The sequence below is a fragment of the Desulfocicer niacini genome (assembly GCF_054657595.1).
Window position 1 is genome coordinate 1 of record NZ_BAAHYK010000018.1, and the last position, 13,234, is coordinate 13,234.

General features: G+C 45.2%; 8 protein-coding genes. 2 read left to right on the plus strand and 6 right to left on the minus strand.

What is annotated here, in order from left to right:
- Positions 1–85: 85 nt before the first annotated feature.
- Positions 86–1,357, minus strand: a complete 1,272-nt coding sequence (locus tag ACYQ2M_RS11205; protein ID WP_459916429.1) for an FAD-dependent oxidoreductase — start codon at positions 1,355–1,357, stop codon at positions 86–88.
- Positions 1,358–1,427: 70 nt separating this feature from the next.
- The gene (locus ACYQ2M_RS11210) at positions 1,428–3,134 is read right to left on the minus strand and encodes a thiamine pyrophosphate-binding protein (RefSeq protein ID WP_459916430.1); all 1,707 of its coding nucleotides are present in this window, start codon (positions 3,132–3,134) and stop codon (positions 1,428–1,430) included.
- Between the two features lie 660 nt (positions 3,135–3,794).
- Between ACYQ2M_RS11210 and ACYQ2M_RS11215 the strand changes: the two genes are divergently transcribed.
- Positions 3,795–4,496 carry a GntR family transcriptional regulator gene (locus ACYQ2M_RS11215; RefSeq protein WP_459916431.1) on the plus strand — a complete coding sequence of 234 codons (702 nt, stop codon included), beginning with the start codon at positions 3,795–3,797 and terminating at the stop codon, positions 4,494–4,496.
- 66 nt (positions 4,497–4,562) lie between these two features.
- Here ACYQ2M_RS11215 and ACYQ2M_RS11220 read toward each other — a convergent pair whose 3' ends face one another.
- The gene (locus tag ACYQ2M_RS11220; RefSeq protein ID WP_459916432.1) at positions 4,563–6,602 is read right to left on the minus strand and encodes an acetate--CoA ligase family protein; all 2,040 of its coding nucleotides are present in this window, start codon (positions 6,600–6,602) and stop codon (positions 4,563–4,565) included.
- A 1,106-nt stretch (positions 6,603–7,708) separates the two neighbouring features.
- On the opposite strand from ACYQ2M_RS11220, the gene ACYQ2M_RS11225 reads away from it, so the two are divergent.
- On the plus strand, positions 7,709–9,109 hold the full coding sequence (locus ACYQ2M_RS11225) for an MFS transporter (protein WP_459916433.1): 1,401 nt from the start codon (positions 7,709–7,711) through the stop codon (positions 9,107–9,109).
- Between the two features lie 581 nt (positions 9,110–9,690).
- Here ACYQ2M_RS11225 and ACYQ2M_RS11230 read toward each other — a convergent pair.
- From ACYQ2M_RS11230 to ACYQ2M_RS11240, 3 genes are all read right to left on the minus strand, one after another.
- Positions 9,691–10,407, minus strand: a complete 717-nt coding sequence (locus tag ACYQ2M_RS11230) for a GntR family transcriptional regulator (protein WP_459916434.1) — start codon at positions 10,405–10,407, stop codon at positions 9,691–9,693.
- 180 nt (positions 10,408–10,587) lie between these two features.
- Positions 10,588–11,538 carry a methylmalonyl Co-A mutase-associated GTPase MeaB gene (gene meaB / locus ACYQ2M_RS11235; protein WP_459916435.1) on the minus strand — a complete coding sequence of 317 codons (951 nt, stop codon included), beginning with the start codon at positions 11,536–11,538 and terminating at the stop codon, positions 10,588–10,590.
- A 50-nt stretch (positions 11,539–11,588) separates the two neighbouring features.
- Positions 11,589–13,220 carry a hypothetical protein gene (locus tag ACYQ2M_RS11240; protein WP_459916436.1) on the minus strand — a complete coding sequence of 544 codons (1,632 nt, stop codon included), beginning with the start codon at positions 13,218–13,220 and terminating at the stop codon, positions 11,589–11,591.
- Between the last annotated feature and the right edge of the window lie 14 nt (positions 13,221–13,234).

The following is a 13,234-nucleotide window of genomic DNA, read 5'->3' on the forward strand; positions in this document are numbered from 1 at the left end:
ATATGAAAGCATAGGCATGCCTAACATAGCTTTCATCCTTTTTTATGGGTGAACCCGGAACGGAATTTTGATTCGCCCGTGGCGGTTATTGTTTTAGGAATACATCCGTAAGTCCTGCATCTGATACCCTTCTTTTAATGACGTCAATATCGGTGGTATACAACCCCTTTTCCTGCATTCGTTCAAAAAGAACCGACCCTGAAAATGTAAATTTTAAATCCAGCCGGTTGTGGTCGATCATCTGATTGCGTACATAGGCAATGGCATCTCCGATTGCCAGGCTTTCAGGTAATGTCATGGTTTTGTTTTCTTTCCTGGCCGCATTAAAACCTGCCAGTGTTCCGGTACAGATGGCCTCGGTATGGCCCACCAGAAGCCCTGCTTTTTCACCGCCACAAAACAGATTTTCAACCCCCTCCACCTTGAGATGGTTGTCCCGGGGAGACATGGCCATGAATCGGACTGAATTTCCAATTCCCCCGGCATAGGGATCTTCATATCTTGCATTTTCAAGACCGGGAATTTCCCGTAACCGATCCAGGGGAAAAAACGGGCTCATAAGCTTGGCATGGCCGGTATCGAGCAGCACAATATTCTCTGCAAACGCTTTGATGGCATATTGCTGGCAGGCCTTCATGGCTAACTTCTCTTCGGTTCGAAGTGATGTCGGAATGGGGATAACAGCCTTTCCCTCTTTTTCAAGCATTTCCTGAATTTCAGGAGACAATGACCCCTTGTGCAATTTGCAGGAGCCGCTCATGGCACCGGTCTGATCCGGTTTGCGGCCCACCATCTCCGTGACTCCGGCTTTTTGGGCCACGCTCACCCGGCCCCCAAAACTGTGGCACCGGAGAATACACATGGCACACCCTTGCCCATGCTGGATGCACAAAGCAGGCGGCCCGGCCGTACCGGTTGTGTCAATGAACACATCTCCCTGAAGTTCAAACGGCTCCTTGTGGCTTTTTCCAGTAACGGATCTGATTCGATTTTCATCCATGGCGACATCGGTGATGCGGCTGCTCAATTTCACGGTCACGCCCCGGGCCGTCAGATACTTGCGCACTGCCGGTTCCATGGTGCCGACATTGTACAGGCTGGCATGGCGATGACCGGGAAAATCAATATTTTTGTGCAGCAGATGGGTATCAATCAGCTGGAAAAGCTCACCCCCTCCCATGGCAATCAACTCCTCTGTTGCCGTAAATCGCCCGTTATTTCGCATGATTCCGCCGACAAGCCCTGTGCCTAAGAGCATGTCTGTTCGTTCCAGCAGAGTGACATTTGCCCCCTGTTTTTTAGCCGCAATTGCTGCAGCACATCCTGACCATCCCCCGCCGATAACTACTATTTCCATCTCTATATATCTCCTTTTGAGCGCTGTGCCTTATTGTGTGTATGGGTTAAGTTCCTGCCTCTGATTTTCATCAAGTTTTGTTTTTCTTGGCCATCCAGGAATAGACCGGCGGCAGTTCGGTTACCTCGGACTCTGTGATTACATCGATGAAAACAGGACCTGACGATGAAAAGGCTGTTTTAAAAACAGAATCAAGCATATCAGGCGATGTAACCCTCATGGCGGTCATTCCAAACCCCTCTGCCACCTTTGCCGGGTCCGTGGGTGAGAAATCAACGGAAAAGAACTTGCCATCGGCATGCAGGGCCTGAAGGGCTTTGATCCAGCCGAAACAGGCATTGTTAAAGTGAATCAGAACCGCCGGAATATTCAGCCGAACCAGGGTTTCCAGCTCACCGGCTGACATGCCGAGGCTTCCGTCACCGAACAATCCCACCAGGGGCGCATCCGGCCGGGCAAAATGGGCTCCGACTACGGCGGGAATGGCATACCCCAACCCCCCAAAGGCCCTGGGGATAATAAATGTGGATTGATGATCCACCAGTTTTAAATACCGGGTGATATAGGGAGTCGGTGTACCGGCATCGGAAATGACAATGGCCCCCGGTGCCAGATATCTGTTCATGCATTCAATCACCTGCTGGGGCTTAATGGGTGAGGCCGCGGAGCGTATATTTTTTTCTGACTCCTGCCAGAAAAGTTCCCGACTGTGGTTCAGATCATTGAGCCAGGTTGTTGGATATTCTCTGCTTTCGGCAGTTTCCAAAAGGAGAAGCAGATCCCTGAGAACAAGCTTGGCATCCCCGGCCACACTGATGCTGTTTCTGTAATTATTACCCAGCATCACCGGGTCAAGATCTATCTGAAGTATTTTTCTATGGGGATTGTAGGAAGGAAGGGTCCACTTAATGGTGGATACGGAGCCGATTTTACATCCAACATACAGCAGAGTCTCACTCTCTTCAACGGCCCGAATGGCATGGGGATGGAACCCATTATCCCCGATCACCCCCAGGGCCATGGGGTGGTCATCAGGCATGATCCCCTGACCGGAAATGGTTGTCACCACCGGTATCTGCATTCGCTCGGCCAATGACTTCACTTCCATTTCCGCCTGGGAATGTTTGGCACCTCCCCCTGCGACGATAACCGTTTTCCCCCCGGTATTCAGTACCCGGGCAAGCTGTTCAAGACCGGTTCTACTGCCCCGGGTCCTGAAGGCCGGATAACTTACGCATTCATCTTCACTATAAATCGTTTCGCTTTCCTGCTCATATGTACCTTTCAGGCTCTCCTGGGGGATGGCCAGATGGACAGCCCCGGGACGACCGGTTGTGGCAATCCGGAATCCCCGCCGGATAATCTCCGGTATTCTGGAAGTGTCTTTGACCAGGCAGGACCATTTGGTAACCGGCTCGAACAATCGCTGGCAGTCAAGTTCTGTAATGGTCTTTTTACCCTCCCCATTGATGGCGTTATCCGAGGTAAGAAGGATCACGGGCACGGAAGAGGCATCTGACTCTGCCACCCCGGGAAGAGAATAAAGCGCCCCGGCACCGCTGGGGCATTCGCAGATGCCCGGCTTGTGAGAGATCCTGGCATAGGCATCTGCCATAAATGAAGCGGAGCGCTCATCCCGGGCCATGATATGCCGAAGGCCGTCCTTTGAATCATAGAGCGCTTCATATAAGGGGATACTTGTGTCACCGGGTACACCGAATATCACCTCGACTTCATAAAGCGCTAACATTTTGACAAGAACTTCTGCACCTTTCATATTTGTATTCCTATGATTTAATGTGTTGGTATTATGCAAAATCAGACCTTGAAATTTAGGAAAAAATATATTTTTAATTAAATTATATAATTTTAAATACTTTATTTTATTAAGAATAAGAATTTATATTTTTTTTAAATATATTTTTTGTTTAAATTTAATCAAATTTGAATAAACATTAATCAATTGCTTTCGCATGTGTCAAGTGTTTTTTTTAATATTATATTTTAAATGGGCATGATTTGAAGATAACATCATATATATTCAGCACATTATGAATTTAAAAAATATATGATGATTGACAATTTGAATCGTTACAGGTATTTTGGTTTTTGATTAAATTTGAAATTTTACATTATGATCTTGTCAATCATACGTTCTTTGCGTTTTTGCTTAATGGATACCGGATCAAAAAATCGATACATATAGCATGGACAAGGAGAATTTTTGATGCACGAATTGAGATCTTAATTTTGAATAACTGCCATGGGCAGACCTTATTTTGATCTCGTTCTGCCCACAACGAAGCATGAAAGAGTGTTAGACTTACCTACTCTTTTTTATAAACCAACATGGCAGAAGCACCTGCCACAACGAAAAATGAAACTTCAATCATGACAGCCTATTGGACGGAGTTTCTTATGAAAGGCAAAGAAATACGTGACCGGAAAAAAAAATAAACCCACCAAGTCAGACTCCAACCACACGCAAATTGCTTATGAAGGCATCAAAAAGATTCTTTTTACCAATGAAATTCCTCCCGGCCGAAAAATATCCTATCGCCAGCTGGCAGAACATCTTGGCATGAGCCTGACGCCCATCATTCAAGCCCTTAAGCGACTTGAATTCCAGGGGCTTGTCAGGTATGAGCCCAATAAGGGCTATTCCACTGAACCCATGAGCATGCAGGAGATTGCGGAGATCTATGACATGAGGGAACTGATTGAAGTGTCCCTGCTGCCGGATGTCATTAATAATCTCAATGAAGACGGCATTAGAGCACTTCAAGCACTTTTAAAAAGCAGGGATAAATCAGAAGGAGTTCCTTCTCGCGAAGAGGAGCCTTATCTCAACGAACGATTGTTGAACGACAAGGAGTTCCATTTAGCTTTGGCGGGGTTGTCAGGAAGAAGAATTCAAGTGCAGATGCTCCGATATCTTTTTGACCTGCTGTATCTCAAGTATGGGGGAAGCCTTCTTTTTATACAGTCCAAAGAGCCTGTGGGGTCCCAGCACCAACGAATTTTCAATGCAGTGGTATCCCATGATATGGAAGAGGCAGGTAAGGCATTAAAAGCGCATTTCACACAGATAAAATCCCAGGCGCTCAAAGTGCTGGGCGAAATGATTGCCGACAATTAAGGGACGGGCGGCTGAAAGCTCAGTTGCCACCGGAGACACAGTCCGCCTGTCTTTTCAAGAGCAATTTTAAATTATCAGTGCGTCCAATACCATTATTCCCTTTTCATAAACCCTCACAGGATTGAGGTCTATTTCTTTTATTTCATCATGGGTTACCAAAAGAGAGGCAATTTTTACCAAGGCATCGGCAACGGACTGTTTATCGTACTTTGATCCCCCGCGCCATCCATCAAATAGAGGACTGAGTTTCAGCCCATCAATCATATCCATGGCATCATCAAGAGAAAGCGGTGCCAGGCGAATGCTGATATCATCCATGGCTTCAGCCACCGTTCCTCCAATACCCAGCAATACCGTTGGCCCAAAACTATCATCATTTTTTCCGCCAATTATGATTTCAAGGCCTTGAGCCGCTTCTTCTTCAAGCAGATATTTTTTTTCATCTGCCGTTTTGATGTTATCAATTTTTTGCAAAGCGTGAACAAGCTGGGTTTCGTTTTTAATATGAAGGTGAACACCGCCTAACTCGGTTTTATGCGAGATAGCTGCAGAAAGAATTTTCACAACACATGGCTTTTTCAACTCCTTGAAAGCAGCAATGGCCTCTGTATGGTTTTTACATATTTTATTTTTGGGTATTGGAATATTTAATTTTGTCAGTAACGTTTTGGCCTCAGCTTCATCAAGGTTGCCCGGCAATGGTTCAATGGGAAGCTTTTGTTCCCTTGCATTACTTTGATGCTGTTTTCGGTATAAAGCCCTGGAATCTTCCACCAGTGCCCAGGTTGCGATCGCGGCACGCTCCGGTGAAGAAAAGGCGGGAATATCTATTGAGCCAAGATCACGCAGTGTTGTAGCAAGATCTTCCGGTGCACCCGAGGTTGCGAATATCATTGGTTTGTTAATACTTTGTTGCATTTTTTGGTAAAGTTTTATCGGGTCCACGCACATGGGCTCATACATGGCGTAGGTCAGCATTGCATCGATATTTGCATCTGCCGCTATCTTTGAAAAGACATTTTCAAAAATATGATGAAGGGGCCGAGCTGTATCAACCGGATTTTTTATAAATGTTTTTATCGGCAGCTCTTCTCGTATCGCATCCACAGTTGCCACCTCTAATTCCGGAACACTTACTTTATGGCCACGCAAATAGTCAGTCATTATCAGGGCAGGACCAGCTTGCCCGGACAATATCCCAATTCCGGGATTTGGATTTGGAGCAAGCCGCATTTTGGATAGAATATGAGCAGCATCAATAAGATCATTGCTCGATGAAACAACGACAGCTCCGGCCTGAATTAAAGCAGCTTTCTTAAGCGCATAAGAACCCATAAGGGCACCGGTATGGGAAGCGGCAAACTGACCGATATCCGCCTGGCCGACGGTAAATACAACCACCGGTTTTTTGGGGGTTGTTTTTGCGATAGCGTCATAGATTTTTCGTCCATCGACGACCCCTTCCAGATATACCGCAATTACTTTTGTCTCCTGGTGGTCGGCCAGATATTCCAGTATCTCGCCTGCTGAAATATCCGGGCTGTTGCCGACGCCAACTCCGATGCTTATTCCGAGGCGATTGGTCTGAAGCACGGTGCCAAGAACAATACTCATGGAACCGCTTTGGGAAACAATCGCCACATCCCCTGATGGAAAATAACTGACCAGGGGATTAAAATTTGCCATGACACCCAGCTTTGGATTGAAAAAACCAGCTGTATTGGGGCCTAACAACCTAATTCCGTGTCGCCGACAGGCAGCGACAATTTCATCCTGCAGGGATTGCCCTTCATGGTCCGCCTCAGCGAACCCCCCTCCAGTAATAACGATCACGCCTACCCCGGCTTTAGCTGCTTCCTCGATTGCATGCAGACAGGCTTTGGCCGGAATACATAACGCTGCCACATCGATGGGATGACCGATTTTTTTAAGGCTGGAATACGCTTTTATTCCTTGTATCTCCTCAGACTTTGGGTTGATTGGAAATAATTTGCCGGGAAAGTTCCTTAAAGCATACAGCAACTGATAACCAACCTTATCTTGATTGTTGGATGCTCCAACCACGGCAATTGATTTAGGTTTGAAAAGCTTATCCAGATGACTCATCACAAAAAATGTTCTCCCTTGATAGCTGAATTTGCAACCGTTCATCGGGTATGATAAGTGCTGGTTGGAGGGACTTACTGCGCTCGCCTTCCAACCAAAAGTTGCAACAGACACGCTTAGCATACTGATGAACTTTTGGCTCTACCCGATATCTGTAAGCGGCCAGCGAACAGCTCATGCTTTTACCTGGGCGTCAAAACGCTAAATTTAGTAAGGCTATGCACATTCGTTTTCTTTATTTTGCAGGTAAATATGTTTTATTCACTGTTTATATTAATTTTAAATTTAATGAAATAGTGGTGTATTGTCAAGGCGTATTTGTTGTTTGATATAATGCTCAAATTTATTTATAGTGATAACATGTTGATATAAAATTTAAAAAGATAGATCTCTATTATAGACTCAAAAAAATATTGATAATTTGTAAGGCTTTTGGTTAAAAGCGCTTCTTATAATTTAATTAAATTTATAGGTGTGTATACAACTGCCATGGGCAGACCTTATTTTTATGCCCGCAACGAAGCATGAAAGAATGTTAAATTGATTTATTCTTTTTTATAACGGCCATGTCCTTACGAACACAACGAATATTGGGTTGTAGACGCGGAGCCAAATGGCATTATGACGGTCAATGGGCCCGGACCGGAACTGTCGACAGCTCGATTGTCCGGTTCCTATTGCCCATCGGGGGAGGGGCTCTGCTGAGGTAGACTTGAAGGCTACCTTTTCATATAAAAAAACATAAATGGTTGTAAGCACCAGTCACAACGAAAATTGAGAACCCCAACAATTCAAAATTATTAGACAAAATTTTAGTAAGTTCTCAATAACACCGGGGTGGGGAGTGATAAAGCCCTCTTTGGCCGTAAACCCAGGGGATATTCAAAAGAATCACCTGAATGCCCTGACTTATTGAGAATTTACAAATTTTATATAACCCACATGGCAGTAACCAGCTGCCACAACGAAGATTGAAACACTAATGATTCCAAATGTCTGGTCGGAGTTTCATATAAAAAATTAAATAATGTCGCATGTTAAAAGGCAAAAAAGCATGTATTGATTTTTTTTCTTAGCAACTTATACTCAATGTGGAGGGCTTCCAGGTGTCGAAACAAAATATTCGTGTAGGGGATATGTTTAACGAAATACCATTTTCATTATTTCAATATCGTGTCTGCTCACTGTGTTTTCTTATATGTTTGCTTGATGGATTCGACCTGACTGTGATCAGCGTAGCCCTTCCAAAAATTTCTGAACATCTGCACTGCACTTCATATTCTCTGGGGATAGCGCTCGGAGCCGGTCAACTCGGCCCCCTGGTCGGGGCGCTTGTTTTGGGCACACTCGCCGACCGTTGGGGCCGTAAATGGATGCTCTTTTTTTGCACGGTGCTTTTCGGTTTTTTTACCCTGGCGACTCTAACTATTACCAGCGCCGAAGCGCTTGCTATTTATCGATTTTTGGTTGGTATAGGTCTTGGCGGTGCCATTCCTAATTCCCTTGCCATTTCCTCTGAATATGCTCCTAAACGATCAAGGGCTTTTATTGTTGCAACCATGTATACAGGTATGCCCACAGGGGCAATGATGGGCGGATTACTGGCGGCTTATTTCATCCCTCAATATGGTTGGCAGTCTCTGTTTATGATCGGCGGTTTGGCTCCATTTGTGCTGAGCTTTTTCATTGCCTTTCTGTTACCGGAATCCCTTGAATTTCTGGTCTCCCGTAACAGCGCTAAGGACAATGCACGTATCCGTCATATTGTCAAAAAAATTAATCAGTCCATTCCCAATGATACCTCTATCGAATTTATCAGTACCGAAGATGTCAGCTCAGGTACTCCAATAAAACGACTGTTCACAGAAGGACGAGCAACGACCACCCTGCTTTTATGGATTATCGGAACGGGTGCGCTTTATCTTCTTTGGGTACTCAACACATGGGCACCAACCCTGCTAAAAAATTCAGGGGCTACTGTACAACAATACAGTATTGGCTTTGCATTCCTCTCTCTTGGTGCCATTATTTCCTCTCTCTTCATCGGGCGAACGATAGATCGCTACAATCCGTTTCGTGTCCTTCAGATCGGCTTCATACTGGCTGCTACAAGTTTAGTCGCCTTTGGAATTGGTGCAGAAAATGGTTCTTTTATGCTCATTACGGTTCTGTCCGTAATTTGCGGATTATTCATTTACGGCAGTCAGACCGGCACACTCACTGTGGCCGCTCTTGCTTACCCTGCAGATATACGAGGCACAGCTATTGGTTGGGCCTATGCCGTTGCCAAAACCGGAGCTATGCTGGCCCCGGTTATTGGCGGGTATCTGCTTGATATGCACTGGAGTATCAGTGAGATATGCGGTGCCAATGCGATCGTGGGGATATTTACAGCGGGAGCTCTTGTCCTTCTGCAAAAAAACGTAGAGACACAGGACAGGAAGCGGGAAGAGATACGAGTACATGAGTCAATTTATGTAGATAAAAGGAGCCCAGCTTCTCACTGATGCCGATTTTTATGGCCGAGGTCCCATCAATCCAGTCCTGCTATTCCGGAGTAAAAGAAGGATTACCCGGAAAAAAATTGTCGAAAGGGCGAAAAGCTTAATCGTTAAACCGAGCTTATTGAAAACTTACTATTGGGAGATATGCAATGGCGTTGGTTTCAAAAAATGATAATTGGTTTCCACAGCCCATCGGCAAAATCTTCACTTATTTGGGCGGTGCCTGCGTAGCACTTATGATGTTCGTAGTGGCGATTGACGTAATCCTACGCTATGGGCTATCCATGCCAATCTCATTTAGTGTAGAATTTACTCAGATTCTTTTGTTGATTGCCATCTATGGGAAATGGCAAAGCTCATTGCCGAGGTGGCCGCCCGACGGGGACATGCATAACCAGCTTAAATTCTTTCTCAAATTTTTCAGCTCCGCCCAGATGTATATATGCCGGTGGGGAAAAAGGTGGTGATTGTGGGCGGCACCCTTCATGGATTCGAAATGCCCAGAAGGGTATATTTGCGCATATCCGGCCGGAGACGGTTTTTCCTAATTTAAGCCTTGAGCAAAAGAAACTCATACAGCAACTCTATAGCTCATCTTCCATTGCCAGATCCTGCTCGGAGAGGCAGGCGATGACATTGTCCCTGTCATTGATAATATGATTACGAATGACCTCTACACTTCCAAGTACATCTTTTCTTGTCATGTGTGAGATAAGGCGCTGGTGTTCTTTGGGGGCCTCTTCCATGCGAGCCTTGTTGTAAGCATCTAAATTGGCTCTGAGATAAACATGTTCCAGATTGACTTTTAAATGCCATGTCAAGATGCGGTTTCGGGTCATCCTGGCAATTTGCAAATGAAACTCCGCATCCAGTAAAATTTTCTTTTGATCATAATAATTGGGGGCATAGTCTTCATGGGCCCGGAGCTTTTTTTCGAGTTCCTGCATGTCCTGGGGACCACCTGTTTTTATTGCCTCAGCAACGGCATAGGTCTCTAAGGCTTCACGCAGACCAAACGCATCCCAAGCTTCCTGGATATTCATGGGTTTGACACAGAATCCTCGATATGATTCAGAAATGACAAGCCCCTGCTGCTCAAGTCTGTTAAGGGCGTTGATGATCGGGGTACGAGACATGTCAAGCAATTTGCCCAGGTCGTTGTAGACAAGACGTTGCCCGGGAACAAGTTTTCTTTGGAAAATTAGCATTTTTATTTTTCTGTATGCATCTTCGATTAGCGGCTTGGATTCTTTGCCTGAATGTTTTTTCCCGGCATCGTTTTTTGTTTTTTTCTCTTTCATCAATGTTCTCTTTTACCCAATCAATTATTGTCAAGTTAAGCGCATACTGAATTTAAAAATATCTTTTTAAGTTTTTAAATTGACAGTCCCCTATGAACGCTTGATGAATAATTTAATGCAAAAATTAATTTTGTCCATCCCTGCCCCAAGGAAAGGGGCTGATTTGCCGATGAGCGGGTTTCAAGGCATCGGGGGGAAATATTGAAAAATCAAATCATCAATAACGGTGTAAGTGTCCTGACAACGAGACATCGCTCGCTCAACCGCTCGTTCAAATTCACCCGTTGGTAAACAGTTTTGGGTAAAGTGATCGGCCAGTTGTTTTTGTAAGAGTTCAAGCAGTTCTCTGCGGATTAAAGTGCTGTGTTTCTCGCTTCTTTTTTGGTGGTAGGATAATAACTCATGGAGATTGTCGACAATGGCGGATATCCCCTCACCCTGGGATGCAGATACCTTCAGTACAGGTGGTTTGTGCCCGGATGGGTTCTCCAGTGAAAGCATGGACTGAATTTCATGGGCTGCCGCATCGGCACCGGGCAGGTCTGCCTTATTTACCACAAACAAATCAGCCGCTTCAAGAATGCCGGATTTAAGAGCCTGGATACTGTCACCCTGCCCTGGAGCGCACACCAGCATAACCAATTCAACAATATCTGTGATATCCACTTGGTTTTGGCCGATTCCAACTGTTTCTACCAGCACGTAATTTTTACCAAATGCATCCATGATGCGGATGGTATCCATGGCCGCCCTGCAAATGCCACCTGGAAAATTCCGGGATGCCATGGAACGAATAAAAATTGAGCTGGAATGGGAACTTACCTGCATGCGAATGCGATCCCCCAGAAGGGCACCGCCGGTGAAGGGGCTGGATGGATCAATGGCTATGATACCAACTGTTTTTCCCTGTTGAGCCAGTATTGTGGCCAGTTGACCGGTGAGCGTGCTTTTACCGACACCACCAAAGCCTGTAATACCTATAACACGGGCGTTGCCGGTCTTTGGAAAAATAACTTGCAGTATTTTGTTCCACCCGGGTTTGCGGTTCTCCACATGGCTGATCAATTTGGCCAGCCTGGAATCCGAACCGAAATTTATGTTCTCAATATATTTTTCCCAATCGTTTTTCATAGGTATCTCATTCTTGGATGCGTTTGTTTTTTGATAAGAAATACCCCTTACTATAATGGAAATAAAGTCAGATAACTTCTGCCTTTGGTTTTTATTCCCCGGGCCTGTTTGACCACTGCGACCACCATCTCAAGCCTGCCGTCGCCATCCATATCCACAAGAGCTGAATCGGCAATAAATTTGGATACATTCAAAGTTTGCATGGCCGGTCGAATTCCCTGGCCATAAAATTTAAGCCACTCCAATCGCCCTTTGTTGTAAGACCGCTTCCCAACAAGTGAGCTGATACCGAATTCCGACTCATTATTGATGACCATCATTTCCTGGATACCGTCGCCATCAATATCATATAGGTGTATTCTTGGGGGCAGGAAAACAATGTTTTTTTCATCCCATTGATCTTCAGGTGTATATGAAATTGAATTTACCCCCCCTCCATATTTTTCACTGGTAGACCACACCGTTTCTCCAGCCTGATTCTGGATTTCCACAAAATTGTCCGGATTGTAGCATACCACGTCCCGACTGTTTGTAGAACGGACGGTGCCCCAGGCAAATCCAAAAATGGGTAGTTGCCGTGTCAGCGGCAGCGCTTTTCCTGGGATATATTTGTTGTCCCGCCATATCATTTTATGGATGCCCTCACCAAAGAGAGCCTCCATCCCCTGGCGCTGCCCCACCAGTATTTTATTTCCATGTGAGATAGTAATCGATCGGAAATACCAGGGCATATGCGTTGCCAGCCGCTGAAATGTGTTGCCATCCCATTCCAGTATAAATGAACTCGCTCGACTTTGCATATTGTCAAAATTAGTTATAAAAATTTCTTCTCTACCATTTTCATTGACATCTGCGGTGTCAACCCCGATAAAATTACCGGAACCGTTAAATTGGGCCAGGATATTCCATTGATCTTTTATCATGGTATAAATCAACAGGTCATCGGCAGTGATGACAACAATATCCATGGTGCCGTTGCCATCCACATCGCCTGCTGCCAGACCATTTAGCTGGGCTTTGAATTCAGGAATACCATCCATTGTAATGGGTATGATTTCCCGGGGAATCCGGTTCTGATTGTCAACCAATGCTTTTTGGGGGAGGGTGCCGGGTAATTCTTTGTACGTTCCATGGGTATGCGTAGATATTTCAAGGGAGTGTGAAACAGGTGCGGTGGATGTCGATTCCTTTTTCAGCATTTTACCGCTTTCAATTAATTGACTGTTGATTGTGGAGACCAGTTCCTCCAGATGAGCAAAGACATCTGAGTGTTGTTGGCCGGTTCGAGCAAAAGACAATACAGAGCGGTCTACATCCCCCCCATCCAGAACACGGATATTGGTACTTATTCGATTGCCCAGTACAATGAGGCTTCCGGTGATGATATAATCAGCTGTATTTTTAAGCGCAAGGGCACGGATGTCGTGATCCGGATCTGAAATCCTCATGACAACCATATTCTTTTTAGTTTCCAGATTCGAAACCAACATGTCGGAAACGCCCTCTTGTAAAAAGCTTAAATCTTCTCCTGCATGAATAGTAAAAGGCATCACAAGAATGCGGGGATGCCCGTCACAATTGCCTGTGTGCATGGTTGCAAGGATGATAAAAAAAGTCGTAACCATGATTTTTATGCCAAGGAAAAAACATTTGCCTGAGTGGAGACATTGTAATCTATTCATTGGGTACCATTCTT